Source organism: Trichocoleus sp. DQ-A3, from assembly GCF_039961975.1.
Classification (GTDB): domain Bacteria; phylum Cyanobacteriota; class Cyanobacteriia; order Cyanobacteriales; family FACHB-T130; genus FACHB-T130.
Map to the genome: position 1 here is coordinate 439909 of NZ_JAMPKC010000001.1, position 17472 is coordinate 457380.

The 17472-nt window shown below is 46.1% G+C and carries 13 protein-coding genes; 7 read left to right on the forward strand and 6 right to left on the reverse strand.

Annotated features, from left to right (window positions below):
* Nucleotides 1-7: 7 nt before the first annotated feature.
* Nucleotides 8-3241: a CHAT domain-containing protein gene (locus NDI44_RS01810; RefSeq protein ID WP_190413278.1), complete on the reverse strand. Its 3234-nt coding sequence runs from the start codon at nt 3239-3241 to the stop codon at nt 8-10.
* Between the two features lie 557 nt (nt 3242-3798).
* Between NDI44_RS01810 and NDI44_RS01815 the strand changes: the two genes are divergently transcribed.
* Both NDI44_RS01815 and NDI44_RS01820 read left to right on the forward strand, forming a co-directional pair.
* Nucleotides 3799-4251, forward strand: a complete 453-nt coding sequence (locus tag NDI44_RS01815; protein WP_190413280.1) for a PPC domain-containing protein — start codon at nt 3799-3801, stop codon at nt 4249-4251.
* Between the two features lie 454 nt (nt 4252-4705).
* The gene (locus tag NDI44_RS01820) at nt 4706-5056 is read left to right on the forward strand and encodes a hypothetical protein (protein WP_199304862.1); all 351 of its coding nucleotides are present in this window, start codon (nt 4706-4708) and stop codon (nt 5054-5056) included.
* Nucleotides 5057-5128: 72 nt separating this feature from the next.
* On the opposite strand, the gene NDI44_RS01825 is transcribed toward NDI44_RS01820, so the two are convergent.
* Nucleotides 5129-5806: a uracil-DNA glycosylase family protein gene (locus NDI44_RS01825; RefSeq protein WP_190413282.1), complete on the reverse strand. Its 678-nt coding sequence runs from the start codon at nt 5804-5806 to the stop codon at nt 5129-5131.
* Between the two features lie 169 nt (nt 5807-5975).
* Between NDI44_RS01825 and NDI44_RS01830 the strand changes: the two genes are divergently transcribed.
* Nucleotides 5976-7553 carry a Na+/H+ antiporter gene (locus NDI44_RS01830; protein ID WP_190413284.1) on the forward strand — a complete coding sequence of 526 codons (1578 nt, stop codon included), beginning with the start codon at nt 5976-5978 and terminating at the stop codon, nt 7551-7553.
* Between the two features lie 241 nt (nt 7554-7794).
* On the opposite strand, the gene NDI44_RS01835 is transcribed toward NDI44_RS01830, so the two are convergent.
* On the reverse strand, nt 7795-9297 hold the full coding sequence (locus NDI44_RS01835) for an NAD(P)/FAD-dependent oxidoreductase (RefSeq protein ID WP_190413286.1): 1503 nt from the start codon (nt 9295-9297) through the stop codon (nt 7795-7797).
* A gap of 198 nt (nt 9298-9495) precedes the next feature.
* Here NDI44_RS01835 and NDI44_RS01840 point away from each other — a divergent pair, with 198 nt between their 5' ends.
* The gene (locus NDI44_RS01840) at nt 9496-10242 is read left to right on the forward strand and encodes a Uma2 family endonuclease (protein WP_190413288.1); all 747 of its coding nucleotides are present in this window, start codon (nt 9496-9498) and stop codon (nt 10240-10242) included.
* Between the two features lie 163 nt (nt 10243-10405).
* Nucleotides 10406-10879: a GNAT family N-acetyltransferase gene (locus NDI44_RS01845; protein WP_190413290.1), complete on the forward strand. Its 474-nt coding sequence runs from the start codon at nt 10406-10408 to the stop codon at nt 10877-10879.
* Nucleotides 10880-11058: 179 nt separating this feature from the next.
* Here the strand turns inward: NDI44_RS01845 and NDI44_RS01850 are convergent, their stop codons facing one another.
* Together NDI44_RS01850 and ribBA are read right to left on the reverse strand one after the other, a co-directional pair.
* Nucleotides 11059-12123 (reverse strand): tetratricopeptide repeat protein, encoded by a 1065-nt coding sequence (locus NDI44_RS01850; RefSeq protein ID WP_190413293.1) that lies wholly within the window; start codon nt 12121-12123, stop codon nt 11059-11061.
* Between the two features lie 294 nt (nt 12124-12417).
* Nucleotides 12418-14127 (reverse strand): bifunctional 3,4-dihydroxy-2-butanone-4-phosphate synthase/GTP cyclohydrolase II, encoded by a 1710-nt coding sequence (gene ribBA / locus NDI44_RS01855; protein ID WP_339380700.1) that lies wholly within the window; start codon nt 14125-14127, stop codon nt 12418-12420.
* Nucleotides 14128-14289: 162 nt separating this feature from the next.
* Between ribBA and NDI44_RS01860 the strand changes: the two genes are divergently transcribed.
* Complete coding sequence (locus NDI44_RS01860) at nt 14290-14511, forward strand: helix-turn-helix transcriptional regulator (RefSeq protein WP_190413297.1); 222 nt, start codon at nt 14290-14292, stop codon at nt 14509-14511.
* An 887-nt stretch (nt 14512-15398) separates the two neighbouring features.
* Entirely contained in the window at nt 15399-16460 is a 1062-nt protein-coding gene (gene argC, locus NDI44_RS01865; RefSeq protein WP_190413299.1) for an N-acetyl-gamma-glutamyl-phosphate reductase, read from the forward strand.
* A 360-nt stretch (nt 16461-16820) separates the two neighbouring features.
* On the opposite strand, the gene NDI44_RS01870 is transcribed toward argC, so the two are convergent.
* Nucleotides 16821-17408 (reverse strand): hypothetical protein, encoded by a 588-nt coding sequence (locus tag NDI44_RS01870; RefSeq protein WP_190413300.1) that lies wholly within the window; start codon nt 17406-17408, stop codon nt 16821-16823.
* Nucleotides 17409-17472: the final 64 nt, after the last annotated feature.

Sequence of the window (17472 nt, forward strand, 5' to 3'; positions counted from 1 at the left end):
GCATGGATTACCACGGGTTGCCAATCATCGTAAAAGCTGCCCAATAATAAGGATGAGATAAATTTTGATTCCCCAGCTTCGCGAGTTCGGGCGTTAGAACCACATCCCCTCTGGGAGTTTGCAGTTTACCTCCCTGTATTCGCACTTGCCCCTTCAGCATCGCTACCTGTGCTTGCCGCAGTGCCTCCACTCTCACGGAGGCTTTTTTCAATTCTTGGTAAAATTCCGTCATCAGTCCCAAGGTGCCTTGGTCGCTGACGTACCAAAGACTTGCCAGCGCTGATTTGACTCCTGCCTGCACCGCTAACCCAGCAAAACCCAGCTCCGCCTGCTCATCACCCAGCGCAGTGCGGCAGGCACTCAAGACTAACAAATCTACCGGCGGGTCATTCCACTCAAGCTGTGGCAGTTGGTTTAAGGACAGCTTCGTGTCCCATAGCTGAATGTAGGAGTTACTCGGATCTCCTGCTTCAAATTCTGCATGGGTTGCCAGGTGAACAATTCTAAACGGTTGTAGGCGGCGCTGGGTCTTGAGATTTTTGAGAGTGAAGGCGTTGTTGAGGAAGGATTTACCAGGCCACAACTCAGGTGTAATGATTGATAACTCGGTTGGCACAGCGGGAAGCGGGTCTTGGTCCGGAAATTCCGATGCTCCCATTGCCAAAACTTGAGAGTTTTTTAGGTTGCGTTGGAGAGTGTCCGTTAGGCTAAGGCTGGGGATCAAGCTGACGCTGTATTTCTCCACCAGAAATTGTTGACCATCATATAAAGCTGCAAATGGTACAGAACGCAACCCACTATCGGGTACGAATACGAGATTTTGGATGCCTCTAGCTTGTAACTCGTCTTCTAGCGGAGCGATTAGCCACTGATACAGTTGCTTGGCTGAGGTCAGGTAGGTGGGAGTGCGTCTGATCCGAATGACTTCCTTGCGAAATTGCTCGGCGACTTTGAGAACTTGCGTTCGCGAAGCGTATGCGCCTTGCGCTCCTAGCACGGCTCCCGATAACCGCTTGCGGATGGGTGGACCCTCTGCCGTTACCAGCACTACTTCCAGCTCGTCGCTCTGAGGGCTAACGGCTGTAGAGGCTGGGGTTTCCTGCCCCTGCTGAGTGTTGAGTGAGAGGGATTTTTCAGTCCCTTGTACTTTCCTACTTTCCTGCACCTCTGGGGCAATAGTTTTGGGAACAAAAGCAACATACATCAGCGCTGGTCTGACTCCCGTCTCTGTTTCAATTCTTGCGAGAGTCTGACGAGCATCAAGCAGAGAATTAACACGAGTGGGAAGATTATTAAGACCGAAATATTCGGCAAATTGACGGGTAAAAATTTCTTCGCGTTCAGTCACGACCGCATCAATTTCAATTGCCGGGATATCCGGTGGGAGTTCTGTGGGTGGCTCCTCTTCTGGGTCGTCGATTAAGATTGTGGGATCGATTATTTGATCGGGATCGGCAGTAATTAATTGAATGTTTCCCTGAGTGTCTGGCCCAGGAAAAGATTGGAAGGTCGGAATCGTGAATTGTCCATTGTTCAGCGCTCCGGCTGTCCCGTTCGTTGTTGGATTTCCAACTAAAAAAGGAACTAAATTATTGCCGCCACCATGCTGGATAGCGATCGCGCCTCCTCCAATTCCTCCGGACGTAGAGATACTGGCAGAGATCCCATCTTGGTCTAGAAAAGTGCCCGTAGCTTTGAAAAATTGATCAGTTGCAATGTTAACGTTTCCCCCCACGCCATTCGTTCCCCCTTGGGCATTGATGGAGGCAACTTGAATATCTCCAAGCGGATCGAGGGTTACAGATCCCCCATTCCCAATTGCTGAACTAGAGTTGATGACTCCAGCGTTGATTTCGTTCAGAGCCAAAAGCGCGATCGCGCCCCCGTTACCAGCGTTGGAAGAGGAATTAATAGAACCAGCAATATTAATTGTCCCTGTTGGACTATTGGGTGAATTAATATTGTTAATTTTGTCAAGTGCCGAAAGAGTAATTGCACCTCCATCTCCAAGATTTGATGAAGAATTTAAAAAACTTTTAATGTTAATTGAACCTGCTGTACTCGTTAGAAAAATATTGCCGCCATTACCTGAATCAGAAGTTGTCAAAATCCCGTCTAAGGGCGAACTCAGGATATTAATATCCTTAAAAGCGGACATCGTTACAGAACCCCCATGTGCCCCTAAAAAAGTGGCAGAGGTATCGATTTTTCCGAGGACTGTAATGTTGTTAGCAGAAGCCAAATTCACAGAACTCCCCAGGGAGGGCAAGGAAGTTTTAGAAGTGGCTCCCTGCACCACGACATCACCAGCGTCTACCTGGATGTTAGCTCCAGACAGTTTCACCTCCCCAGTGCCGCTAACCGTTACTTTTGTCGCATTGTTAGCGCCTCCACCTGTGAGTAACTGCGGCAAAGAGAGAGGAGAAGCGATGGAGAGGGGGAGAGAAGGCGAGAGAGGTTGAATCTCTAAACTCAGCAGGTTTCCCGCCTGAGAAAGGCGAACCATCTTTTCACCTGGTACAGATGCAACCGCGATCTTCCCCCCAGGTGCCGAGAGATTACCGACGGAGACAACCGTGCCACCGAGTAGATTGAGATCCTGCCCATCTTTAACGGCTAGCTGTGCCTCGTTGACAATCGCTCCGGGAGTTTGAGGGGTGGCGAAGGCAAAGGTATTCGGCGTCCCTACCAGCGCCGCATAGCTATTAGAACCGATGGCATTAAACCATCCTGAGTCAAGTTTAATTCCAGTCGCTGTGGTAGCGGTGAAGCTTCCAGGTACGTTCAAACTGGCTCCTGCGCCAAAAACGATCCCAGCGGGGTTCATCAAGAAGAGGTTGGAATTGCCGCCAGAGACTTGGAGAAGCCCATTAATGACTGAAGGATCGCCCCCCGTAACGCGCCCCAGGATATTTTGAATGGAGGGGCTAGAAATGAAGTTGGCAATCTCACCTTGGCTAAGACCAAATTGGGTGAAGCTGTGGAACAAATTGGTCTTATCAGCGGATGTCGTGCCGCCTTGGATGTCGTATTGGGTTCCATTAGGCTTCACAATGGTGCCGGTGCCGTCAGTCGCCGGGACGATCGATTGTGCCTGCACGCTCAGAAAGCAAACGGATATTCCCAATGCCAGATGTGGAAGGGCAAAAAGCAAAAAGGCGATAGATTTTGACCTTTTCCTTTTGACTTTTCCTTTTTGTCGTGCTAACAACAATTTAATTCTTTTGACAATTGATTTCATAAGGCCGCTCCTGAAAGGAAACACGTTCCTCAAGTCTTTAGATTTTTCAACGCTAGCTTTTGGGGCAACTTTTGCGCTAGAGGCAGTGTTGAAATGGCTACAGGCTTTTGTTTATAGTGTTTGGACAGTGTAAAGGGAGAAGTCCTCGCTCTGCGGTAAATTGCCGTATCGTCCTGTCCGTCAAAACTAATTAGGAAGGATATAAAAAGAATGGATTTCACCACCACTCAATCAATGAACAGGAGTTTGAGCGCCAACTCATCGCTTTTAGGAGATAAGCTAGTGAATTAGCCAGCTCCAGCCTGCCCATCTGGAGAAAGCTCAAGTCGGGCGGTAACACGGACAGAGCAATTACCGATCGGATTTTCCGGTTTCTTCCCAAGTGCCGGACTATCCACAAATTGCGTAAAGCAAAGCGATCGCTTCTATCGAATCGCTTCCGGGTGCCAAAGAAAGTAAAGAATAAATAGTAGAAACATTCTTTGTTTGGGAAGCGGTACACCCCGCCCCGCTTTCCCCCAACCCTCAAAAGGGAAGGGTGTCCAGCGGAAATTTTTATGACTGACGCTTTTGCCCTTAGATGGCACCGCACCCTGATTGTTCCTGCCACGCTGCTGGCTCTTTGTCTGACCACTATATCAGCCAGAGCGCAAAATAAGGTGTACAGCCCAATTCCTGTACCGGCAAACAACGAAGTTTCCGACACGCTGACTGAAAAAGATATTCCGACTGGTGAGGGAGGTTTTGCTCGTGATTACGTGGTGAGTCTGGATGCTGGAGATCAGGTAGCGGTTGACTTGATCTCTGATAGTTTTGACACGATTGTGACGCTGATGTCGTCGGATGGCGCTACTGTGGCGGAAAATGATGACGGTCCCGACGGCAGCACTAACTCGCTTTTATTTTCCCGCATTACCGAGCCGGGTGATTATATTATTCGGGTTCGGGCTTTTGGGGAAACAAGTGGCGGTTCTTTTAAGCTCAAGGTAACGCGCCTAAAACCAATGTGAGTAGAAAGCAGAAGTTTTGAGTTAGTTGAATTATAAGTGTTGAGTTTTAAATTTAAAAAAACACTCAATACTTATAATTCATGAGTCTCAAATCCGCTCAAAATTCAGGCTAATTTCTCAGGCAAATCTTAAAATACTTATCCGATCGAAGTTTAGCCAAACCATTAGAAATTCTTATCAGTTAGTAGCGGTAATGAGTCATCAGAGAATAGAGGGAAGGATTATGGAGAGATGGGTACATCTGAATTTTCGATGCGTTTGCCCTGTTTTCCAACCCAAGAGCGATCGCTAGTTATCTTGCCCCTAATCTTCTAAGTGCAAGGAACTAACAGAAATCCAAAATTTAGGGGAGACTAATTAACTTTGGTTCTGTGAAATTAGATTTTACAGGGTAGTCAAGGGAATCATCAATTCCGATATCGTCAATATTTATATTTATGAATTGAGGAAATCCATGAAATCACCTCTTAGAATCGAATCTTTGTTTTTTGCAGGAATTGGAATTTTTACTTTAGCCTGGTTTGTTTGCCATACCGAGAATTATGTTCTGCCTTATCCTTTAAGTGATACAAAATTACCTCCAGGCTTTTCAGAAGAAAAATTCTCCAGTATCCAATTAGGAATGGGCAAAGATGAAATTTTAAAAATCTTACCTGCTCCCGAACATAGCCTCGATCGTGAGAATTGGAGTTCTGGTGTAGATGGTGCAGCTCTTTGGGGTGATTTTGCTTGGATTTCGTTTGAAATGTCTTTTGATAAAGAAGGCAAAGTAATAGGGAAAAAACGCTACATTAATCATGATTAACTGAATATATACCCCCTTTAAATAAATACACAGAGCGCTTTTCTCAACCATTCGATAGCTGGGGTTAATGTGTTACGGCACTATTTCAGCGAGGCGTTGCTGAAGTAGTTGAGGAAATTGGGCGTAGTATTTTTGATTGAGTGGGGAAGGATGAGGGAGTGGCAGTAGCATCACTGAACGTTGATGTATATTGCCTTCTGTGTCCTTCGCCTGAAGCGTAACTTGAATGCTGGCAGAGTAGCGATCGCTTCTTGTAAAAAACTGCTTCAATTCACCCTTAGCCGCATAAGGGGCAAACCAATTAAACGCTTCATTTCCCAAAGTGATAATTTTATCCCCTTGCCAATGCAATACCAATAATCGCTCTAAAAAGGGGCGAAATCGTTTTTTCACAGCCTCAGCGTATGCTTTGTTACCCGGTGGTTTGTAAGGCACGGTATTTGTCAGTAAAACGCGATCGAGGACAACTTGTAAATCGGTATCCTTATTGGGTTCGGTGGCTGCGATCGCACTGTACAAACCCCGACGCACAAAGCCACCAGCAGCACCATAAAGCGGTTGACGTGCCCGTACTTCATCTTTTCCTAAATCGCGGGCAAAAAAGCATAGCTTGCTCTCTAGATTGCCTACATAGAGAATTGGCTGCGTAGGCTCCAAACTCGCTGCCAGATACACAGGTTCATCAACGGGAAATGTTTCCCGTTGGGCTTCCTGCTGGATATCTGCAATTAACTGTTTAATGTCTGACATAACGTTTTATCTTACTTAAGATAGATGCAATAAATTATGTTTGCAAACACAAAATCTATTGAATGATACGATGTTGGCAATTCAAGAGACTATCCTATACAACGTCTAGATTAAAGGGCAAATTAAAAGCTACAGTGTTTTAACGACTAATTACGATTTGGAGTTTCCTATGGCGATAGAAACCACCCTATATGAAGCTTCCATTAAGCAAAGCTTGGAGCAATTTCTGCTAGTGTTGTCTATTTCCTTGAGTGTGGCGACACTCTCGCGAATTTTCAGTTGGTTACGCCAAATTCCTTACACATTGCTGCTGGTAATTGTCGGGTTATTTTTAGCATTTGTAGATGTGCGGTTGGTGAATCTGTCGCCAGAATTAATTCTAGAGATTTTTTTGCCTCCCCTACTATTTGAAGCTGCTTGGAATATCCGTTGGCGAGACTTGAAAGATGATATATTTCCCGTCACTTTGTTTGCCATTGTCGGTGTCATCATCTCGGTTGTTGGTATTGCATTTCCTCTCAATTGGCTGACTGGACTTCCTCTTACAACTGCCCTCCTTGTCGGTGCTTGTTTATCTGCTACCGATCCCGTTTCCGTAGTAGCTTTGTTTCGGGAACTGGGTGCTGGCAAACGCTTAACAATGTTGATGGAGGGAGAGAGTTTATTTAATGATGGCGTGGCGGTGGTGGCGTTTACGTTGCTAGTGGGAATCCCGCTGGGAACTAATGAGTTTGCACTAGACACTACAGTTGCTAGTTTTTTAGTATTTGTTGGTGTTGGGATTGGAATTGGCAGCTTAGTTGGTTTTGGAATTTCCTACCTTACGCAACGTTTTGACTTGCCATTAGTAGAACAATCACTCACTCTTGTTTCCGCTTATGGCACTTATTTGATAACAGAAGAGTTGGGTGGTTCTGGGGTAATTGGGGTTGTCATGGTTGGCGTAATTTTGGGTAACTTTGGCTCTCGCATTGGCATGAACCCGCGCACCCGGTTATTGGTATCTGAATTTTGGGAATTTTTAGCATTTTTTGTTAATTCCATCGTTTTTCTTTTAATTGGCGATCAAATCCACTACTCGCGTCTAGTAGAGAATTTTAGTCTGATTGCGGTGACAATGGGGGCGGTATTGGTAACGCGAGCAATTGCCATCTATGGGCTCAGTGCTTTGAGCAATTGGCTAGTTAAATCTCAAATAGGTTGGCGAGATCAAACAATACTTTGGTGGGGTGGTTTAAGAGGCTCAGTTTCAATTGCCTTGGCGGTAAGTGTACCCATTATCTTACCAGGAAGAGAGGAAATTATTGATATGGTGTTCGGCGTTGTGTTGTTTACTCTGTTAGTTCAAGGTTTGACAACTCAGTGGTTTTTGGAAAGATTAGGACTGATTGGAGATCAGCCGCTACGCCAGCAATATTCAGAGGCAATTGCCCGTCGCGTTGCCTTAAATCGAGTGTTGAATTATTTATTGGAAGCTGGCAAAGAATTAGAAATCGATCAGGAGTTTTATCGTTACGAGTTAAATCTGGTTCAAGGACAACTCAAGGGTATTGAGGAGGAAATTGAGAAGTTGCAAAATCAATATCCTCAGTTGCGAGCGCTTAATATGCAACAACTGCGAGAAAAACTCTTAGATATTGAAGGCGACACCTACGCTGAACTGATCCGTGCAGGACGTTTGAATAATCGACTCTCACCCGTCATGCAGGAAATTTTAACTGAATCAACAGAGGATGAAAGGAAATAAACTGGAGCGCGATCGCACCCTAAAAGAAAATCCTCTCTTTTCTAATTGGTCTGTGATTACGATCGCGGGGCGATTCGTTTTTTTAATATATATTGTTGCTGTTTCTTGATACTCCTCACACCCATTTACTTTTTTCCCGCTTTACTAATCGCTTTTCTTCTAGCAATCCTACTTGAGTTGTGAGATGCTAGGCGGAGAGTATCGCCGCGAAGCCGACAATTAAGAAAGCTTAATTTGAACTTCAAATTTTTAATAACTTCGCCGTCTCTTGCGGCGTAACCAAAGTATTTGCACACAAAATTCCCGAAGCAGCAACAGCGGGAACGCCAATTCCTGGCATCGTACTATCTCCCACACGATACAATCCAGAAATCGGCGTTTGTGTGCCAGGAAATGTCCCTTGACCTGCTGCAATTGCAGGGCCATAAGTTCCCTGATAGCGGCGTAAGTAATAAGCGTGAGTTAATGGTGTACCAATAAGTTCTAATACAACGCGATCGCGTATATCCGGGATCACCCTCTCTAACGCACGGAATAGAGATTGCGATCGCTCTTTTTTCCTCTCCTCATACCCTTCATCTCGTTGCCATCCCTCATAAGGTTCTAATGTGTAGGCGTGAACTACATGATGTCCCTCTGGTGCAAGATTAGCATCCCACACCGAAGGGATAGAAATCATGCAAGTATTCCCCGGTTCAGTAATATCTTTACTCGCATCGTGAACTACCACATGATGTCCCGTCAGATTTTCCAAACCCTCAGCGCGGATGCCTAAATGTAAGTGCATAAAGCTATCAACGGCTGGCATTTCTAAAGATTGCTGACGATAAGATGGCGGCAAATCTTCGGGGCGTAATAGCTTAGTGTAAGTATCCCAAATGGTAGCATTAGAAATTACTATAGGCGCATTAATAATTTCACCATTCTTTAACTTAACCCCTGTTACTTTTCCCAATTGGATTAATATTTGCTCAACCTGAGCATTTAATTTTAATTCGCCACCCCAACGCTTTAAACCGCGCACTAAAGCATCAACAATTGCGCCACTTCCTCCAACGGGATACTCGACACCAGCGCGAGAACGTTCTCCCAACATAAATGCCACTTCTGGGGCAATTGTTCCGTGCGCCTTAAGTCCAGAAAGTAGAAAACATTCCAAGTCAATTAAGCGCCGCACCCAAGGCTCTCGTACCTCTCGATCCATCACATTACCAACAGAACCTTGGACGGTTTTTAGATGCGGTAGCAGTTTCAATACAGATGGTAAATATTTCCTCAAAACCACTGGTATTATCTGCCAATCTGCCCTTAAAGCAATAGTAGGAATCTCCCGCAGCGATTCGTAAAGAGGTAGCAGACGTTTTTCAAATTGTTCTAATTCTCTTGCACCTTGAGGCGTGATTTCAGCAACAGTTTGGCAATATCGTTCAGCATCGCTGTAAACGGGAAAAGTGCCTTCAGGAAAGTGATAATGACCCATAGGATCGTAGCGAACAGCTTGCAACGATTCTCCCAGAACTTCTAACACTTGCTGTAATGGATTTAGACCCCTTCCAGGGGTGAGTCCGCAGTAAAATGAGGGGCCAGAGTCAAAATGAAATCCCTGCCGCGAGAAACTGTGTGCAGCACCACCAGCGATCGCGTGACTTTCGCACACTAGCACTCGTTTTCCGTAACGGGCAAGTAACGCCCCTGCGGTTAAACCGCCAATTCCGCTACCGATAACAATTACATCTAAACTCATGTTATGACAATCTCATTTAATTTATGAACACTATCTTTTTTAAACGAATCGCCTTAGCGTTGGCGAAGCCATGCGCGTTAGCGCTTTAGAAGCTGAGAACGCAGAGGAAGAGAAAAGAGATTATTCTTTAAATAGATTGGATTTATATTAGGGAGATTTATTGGATAATTATATTAATAGCTTGTGGAGCTAATCTTTATGGTACAGCACAACCCGGAAACCAGATTACCAACAAGTGCTGAACTTCCTTGTTCGGATGATACACCTGTGGATAACGAAGACCAGAATTTTATCCCGAATTTTCTATTATTCTTGCTAGAGTTCATTTGGGGTAATCGCCTTGACTGGTATTTTGGTGTAGATATGGGCATCTATCACACGACAGGCGTGAATCCAAGAGTACCCGTGGTGCCAGATGGATTTCTAAGTTTGGGAGTGGAACGGAGGAAAAACAATGGTTCTCGCTCCAGCTATGTTCTCTGGGAAGAAAATAATATTGCCCCCATTTTTGTCTTAGAAATTGTCTCTCACACTTATGGGGGAGAATACGATACAAAAATGGCAATTTATGCCAATTTAGGAGTGTTGTATTATGTAATTTATAATCCGAATTTCTGGCGGCGCGACCAGGAACAACCTTTTGAAGTTTACCGTTTAGTAAATGGGCAATATCAGTTACAAATCGGAGAACCATTCTGGATGCCAGAAATCGGTTTAGGAATTGGGCGATTTGTGGCTCAAGTCGGAGGCATACAGCGCGAGGTATTGTACTGGTACGATGCCCAAGGTGTGAGGTATCAGACAGGGGAGGAATTAGCTGAAATTGAGCGGAATCAGCGGGAGTTAGCACAACAGCAAGCTGAGTCGGAACGACAACGCTCAAATGAGCTGGCAGAGTTATTAGAGAGATATCGCGATCGCTTTGGTGACTTAACCCAAGGGTAAGGATACGGAATTGCTATCGAGCGCGATTGCTAAATCCATAGTTACCAGATAAGAGATAATCAAACCGAAGTGGACTGAGATTAGATTGAAAAAGTGGCTCTTGTAGAAGACCACTTTCAAGATTACTCTGACCGTAAAATAAGAATGAACCCGTATCGTGGTGATGGAACGAGAAATTTATATCAGAGAAGCTTTTCCAGAGGAAGATTCTCTAATTGCTCAACATTTTTATCAAATGTGGCTGGATAATCATGTTCCTTCTGATTCTATTGAGTCTGACTGGCTCAACATTACGCTCCAGTTTATAGAAGGCGCTCGAAAAGAGGGATGCCACAAAGCTTTTGTGGCGGAGATTGATGGGAGAGCGATCGCTTCAGCAAGTTGTCAGCTGTTTGCTGGTCTTTACCCGCATATCCTCAAACCGGAATCTCGCAAATATGGATACATCTGGGGAGTTTACGTTGAACCGCCTCACCGCAGACAGGGACTTGCCAAGAAACTTACGCTTTGTGCGATCGACCATCTAAAATCGCTTAACTGCACAAGGGTTATCCTACACGCCTCCCCACCAGGTAAGCCAGTCTACTCTAGTCTTGGCTTTAGCGAAAGTAATGAGATGCGGTTGGATTTGCTGTAATTAAAGAGACGTATCCTTGCGAAGCGGCACACGATCTCTACCCTATCTCCTCTGAAAAAGGGTGTACAAAATTCCAGCGGTGTTTGCGAAAAATAACAACCCTGACCGACTTTCACCTCAGAACGTGGTTGGGATGTATCAGAAGATGGGCACTGGCTCATTTCGATGACGGAGGCGGTCTATTTTAACTGTCTCAGCAATTGCAATGCCTTTTGAGAGTCAGCGGTTAATCCTTGCTCGGAGAAAAGTCGCGCAGATGCTTGTAAATCCTCAATTGCGCCTCTAGCATCGCCGGTTTCGTAGCGCAGCAGCCCCCGGTTGCCATAAGCTTTAGCAAAGTTGGGAGAAATAGCGATCGCCTCGGTATAGTCGGCAATGGCTGCTTGAGGATTACCGATTTGCTGACGAGCGATCGCTCGATTGTAGTAAGCTGCTGCATTGTTGGGATCGCGCTGGATGGCTTGGTCATAATCCGCGATCGCTTCCTTGATATTTCCCAGCCGCCGCCGGACAATCCCGCGATTGTAATAAGCTTCTACTAGATTAGGGTTCAGACCCAGAGCCTTCGTAAAATCAGCGATCGCTTCCTGGGTTTCTCCCAGTTGAACGCGAGCATTCCCCCGATTCACGTAGACGGTGGCATCCCTAGGCTGAAGCTGAATCGCTTTGCTGTAGTCCTCAACGGCTCCTCTAGGATTTACTAGGGCACTGCGGGCGTTTCCCCGGTTGTAATAAGCGATCGCATTTTTCTGGTCGAGATTCAGCGCCTTAGTGTAGTCCTCAATTGCTTCCCCATACTTTTTTTGGTCGGCATAAACTACACCCCGGTTGAGGTAGGCATCGGCATTCTGGGGATTTCGCTTTAGCAACTCCGTGTAATCTGCGATCGCTCCCTGATTATCTCCTAGCTTCCGCCTTGCCAACCCTCGGCTGTAGTAGGCTTTAGTCAGGTTGGCATCCTGGCGAATTGCAGCGGTGAAATCATTGAAAGCGCCGCTATAGTTTTCTTGGTTATACTTCTCCATCCCTCGATTGAATAATTCCTCTGCACTCGACTGAGCCACTATAAGAGTGCTGGGGAAAGAGTGCTGAGGAAAGAGTAGGGGCTGAGTCTGTGCATAGATAGCTGTCGTCCCTCCACTAAGTAAGGCGGCAGTTCCTATAACGGTGATAGCTTTATATCCGTAGTGCATCGCTTCATTACTAGAAATTACGGAATTAAGTAACTGGGTGACAATAAACATAACTCAATAAGCCCGTTCATCGTTGATTGTGCATGGTAATTTTCAATTTTCCATGAGCGATAAACAGTCCTATCCGTTAAGTTTATTTATCCCAATCTACTTAGACGCTCATCAAGTAAAAGCTCACAAACGTTAGCTGAAAACCTTCCTAACTCTACGCAGTCCTCAGCCCTAACTCTACTCAGTCCTCAGTCCTCAGCCCTCAGTCCTAACTCTACGCAGTCCTCAGTCCTAACTCTACTCAGCCCTAACTCTACTCAGTCCTCAGCCCTCAGTCCTCAGTCCTAACTCTACTTAGCCCTCACCACTCTGAAAGCTGTAGATTTTTTGGGTTTCTAAATGGTTGCAAACTGACGAAGGCAGGGTACTTGCGGGGAAGTTCTGCCGGTCTAGCTGGATTTGTAAGCCTGTCAGGGGGTCTATTCCCGTCGAAACCATAAATTCTAGATATTGCAACTGAGGCCACGCGCTCAAAGCATCCAGAATTTGCGCGATCGCTCGGACGTAAGGATGTCCTGTCTGCTGATACCAATCCGGTGACGCCAGATTCGGTTGGTCAAAACCCAAATGAACAGTTAACGATGGCGTGCCGAACAAAGCAATCCCAACAGGTCGCGTTTCTTCCTGCAACAACAAATCGTGAGTTTTTGCCAAATGCCGCAGTTTCTCTAATCGTTCGTAGCGCTTTGTGACTGACTCCAGCTCATCCTGCCAGTGCAGCGCTACGGTGATTAAATACGTTTGCAACAGCATATGACCCAGCTTTTTCGCTTTGGTCGCTAGATAGATGGAATTATAATCATTCGCCTCAATCAACAGCGGCACCCGATCCACCACCTCTAAGCCATAACCTTTTAAACCTGCAATCTTGCGGGGATTATTCGTGATCAGGCGAATTTTTTTCACTCCCAAATCGTTGAGAATTTGCGCCCCCACCCCGTAATCCCGCAAGTCAGCAGGGAAACCTAAGCGCTCGTTTGCTTCGACGGTATCCAGCCCCATGTCTTGCAACGAGTATGCTTTCAATTTATTAACCAGCCCAATTCCCCGTCCTTCTTGGCGCAGGTAAACCACAACCCCCGACCCGGCATTCTGAATCATTTTCAGCGCCGCTTGCAACTGCATTCGGCAGTCGCAGCGCATAGAACCCAAAGCATCACCCGTGAGGCATTCTGAGTGCATCCGCACCATCACTGAGTGGTCTGAGAACTCGGCTGGGTCTCCCTTGACAATTGCAACGTGTTCGGATTGATCCAGGCTGTTGCGGTAGGCGTAAATTTGAAAATTCCCAAACTGAGTCGGCAGTTCAGCAATCGTCTCGCGGCAGACAAACCGTTCGTGGTTGAGGCGGTAACTAATTAAGTCAGCAATGCTAATAATTTTCAGTTGGTGAGTCTTGGCGTACTCGATTAACTGTGGCAACCGCGCCATCGACCCATCAGGATTTTGAATTTCACAGATCACCCCAGCCGGGTACAATCCCGCCAATCTTGCCAAATCAACACCGGCTTCTGTATGACCGGCTCGTTTCAGGACGCCCCCCTCCCGCGCCCGCAAGGGGAAAATGTGACCGGGACGGCGCAAGTCATTTGGCTGGGTTGCTGGGTTAAGGGCGACTTGTATCGTCACCGCCCTATCCTCCGCTGAGATGCCGGTACGAACTCCCATATTCGGTGCGGCGTCGATGCTGACGGTGAAGGCCGTTTGGTTGCTGTCGGTGTTGTTACTCACCATCAAGGGCAGATCCAGTTCGTCCAAGCGATCGCCTGTCAGCGCCAGACAAATCAAACCCCTTGCATTCACCGCCATAAAATTAATCATGTCGGGCGTGGCGAACTGAGCCGCGCCAATCAAGTCGCCTTCGTTTTCCCGGCTCTCATCATCGACTACTACGACCACCCGCCCAGCCTTCAGGTCTGCCAAGGCGGCGTCAATCGCGTCAAATTTAAACGGTTGGGTTGAAGAAGCGCGATTTTGCGCGTCTTTGCTTTGAGACAATTCCACAGATTAATTAGCGCAATAAACCATAGATCCAGTATCTCTTTTTGAGAGTAGCCTGTGGGCAGCCCCCAGCGGCGCGATCGCGCGAATTCGACGGCGATCGCTCAAATTGATACTTATCGTCTGTAGACTTATCGTTATCTAAAACAACCTTCTTTCTCAATTATGGCGGCTAATCCCGAACTCGAAAAATTTGGCAAACAACTCCGAAAATTGAGAAAGACACGCGAACTTTCCCAGGAAAAATTAGCAGAATTAACTGGGTTACACCGCACCTACATCGGTGGTATTGAGCGGGGCGAGAGAAATGTTTCCCTTGTTAATATCGTCCGTTTAGCAAAAGCTTTAAGCGTATCTCCCTCCGAGTTGTTAAAACAAATTGAATAAATGAATCTCACATTATTAGTTTTTTTAAATTTATTTCTATGAAAGTAATTCGATTAAAATACAAAATATTACCGTTTTGGGATTAAAATATAAACTTAAAAAATAATTATATAAATAACTAAATCGAGATTCATAGATAGTAACTAAAAAAAAGTGAAATATTCTTTTTTCTCCGTTTCTCTTATCTTCTATATTCTATAGCGTGGACGCCCTCAGCTATGCTCGCTCGCTAAGACGATTCGTTTAAAATATCTCATAGAAATCCCCTCGGACTGCTATAGCGATCCAAATTGAGTTGTGTGATGTCAGCCCTTCAGATCCCCAACTTCGTAAGACTTGTCGAGGATCTCGCCTTCACAACTCATTTATGACTGCTATAAGTAGGAATTAAGGGAAAGAAGGATTCCCTCGCACCTTGCCTAAAAGAGAGTTAGGGCGTTAGGTTCTTCTGCCACATTTGGTTCAAGTGAGAAGCGCAATATGTCATGATATTGATTTATAACGCTAATTAGACCACGCAGCACCGCCCAAAATATCAATTGGAGCGGTGCTTTTCTATAAGGATAAATTCCCAAAAGAGTCGGTCACTCCCCGAACAGTTGCTCTAGCCAACCTTGAATTCCCCGCAGCTAACCTTGTAACCCTAAATGATAACGCTGATATTTCTACCACCAAATCTTGGTTTTAATACTACAATGCAGCAAAAGTCGCTTTCAGCCATCAGCTTTTAGCAGGACTGAGGAATAAGCAATGACAAAGAAATTCTATTCAGCAACCATTAGGGACATGGCAATGCCGTATCCTGATCGCTCAGTACTGACTTTGGTTGACTGCGCTTTGCTGACCGCTGAGCGTTTAAAATTTAAACTTTTTAGGGAACAAGCATCATGGGTGATTTAGGGCGCGTGCCTGTTGGAATTGTTGGCGCGTCAGGCTATGGTGGTGTGCAACTTGTAAGACTCTTGATGGAGCATCCAGGAGTCGAACTGGTTTACCTAGGTGGTGAGAGTAGCGCTGGAAAGTCCTTTTCCGACCTTTACCCCCATTTAGGTCATCGTGTTGACTTAAAGATAGAACCGCTTGATTTAGATACCATTGCCAATCGCTGTCAAGCCGTTTTTCTCTCTTTGCCCAATGGTCTTGCCTATCAGATGGCACCGACGCTAGTGGCGAAGGGGTGCAAAGTACTGGATTTATCCGCCGATTACCGATTTTCCAACCCGGAAACCTATCAAGCTTGGTACGGTGGAGAACGTCAAGACCGAGAACTCGCAACTACGGCGGTTTACGGCTTACCGGAACTATACCGCGATCGCATTGCCGACGCCCAGTTAGTAGGTTGTGCGGGTTGCTATCCCACCGCCAGTTTGCTAGCACTCTCGCCGCTACTCAAGCAAGGGTTAGTCTTACCAGAAACTGCGATTATCGACGCCAAATCTGGCACCTCCGGCGGCGGACGGCAAGCGAAAACCAATTTGTTGTTGGCTGAGGCAGATAATACGCTAGGAGCTTACGGTGTTGGCGGACGGCACCGACATACCCCCGAAATTGAGCAAGTTTGTAGCGATCTCGCCGGTCACGAAGTTACAGTGCAGTTTACCCCTCACTTGATTCCAATGGTGCGCGGGATTCTCGCAACCGTTTATGCCAACTTGCGCGATCCGGGGTTAGTGCGAGAAGACTTAATTACCATCTTTTCAGCTTTCTACCGTGCTTCGCCTTTTGTCAAAATATTACCAGGCGGCATCTACCCTCAAACGAAATGGGCTTGCGGGACTAATCTTTGCTATATCGGCATCGAAGTTGATCCCCGCACGGATCGGGTCATTGTTATGTCAGCGATTGATAATTTAATCAAAGGTCAAGCTGGTCAAGCTCTCCAATGTCTCAATTTGATGCTGGGTATGGAAGAAACCCTAGGTTTACCTCAACTCGGTTTTTACCCGTAGCGATCGCCTTTTAGATTTTTGGGTGTTGAGTTGGATGGCTGAGGGATCGTTTTTTCGGAGTCGTCGAATGAGCGGCTGGTGTTGGCAATCAGAGGGGCTTACTGAAGTTAGCTGCGACGAGAAAAATTTGACGCGATCGCGCGACTCAGTCGCAGCCCAATAAAATATTGGATCGCTAGGTACATACCAAAAACCCGTTTTCTAGTTTAGAAAACGGGTATCTAAAATAATTGGCTGGCAAACAGCGATCGCAGGTCGTAGTATTTATTCACTCCCTATTCCTGGTATGGGGGCATGGCACAAACACGCCCCCACAAAATGTGAATGAGTTTATGTGAAAAAATACTCCAAATGCTTTGATTACGGCATCAATTGAAATGAGCCGAAAAACTTTTGAACATCCTTGGTATTTGAACCAAGCGTGCTGACTTGATACAGCCGCTTGTTCACCAGAAAAATCCGACATTGACCAATAGAACCGTCCGAATCTTTATACTTAATTTCTCTGCCGGGACTTCCATGCAGTGAAATTGGGCGCTGAGCGATTAACTTCGCACCATCCGTTATATAACCCTCAGTCGCCGCATCCAAGAGTTCTTCAGCCTCTAGCCGATCGATCTCGTTGGCAAAGTCAGCATAGGAGACTAAAAAGACACCATCCGACGTAGCGGCTGTAAACAAATGCTGCTCAACGTCGCCTTCTTCAGCTTTCTCGGTATGTGTCTCTTCCTCTGGGGTTCCCGGCATTAACACCACAAAGCCCCCTTCAGAGGAAGAAAACTCCTGCCAATCCTCTTGAGCGTCTGGCGTCGTTTCAGCAGCGCCAATGAGCTGACAGTTATTACAAGGTTGGATTTGAAGTAATGGTCTAACTGCTTCGGCGCGGACGGCTGCTGACACGGACAGGGGAGCAAATAGGGTGGCGATCGCCAGGATTTTTAGTTTCATGTTGAGTTGTGCAAAAGTCGGTCAATCCTTTTATAGACAACAGACAAATTGACTGAATTCCTGA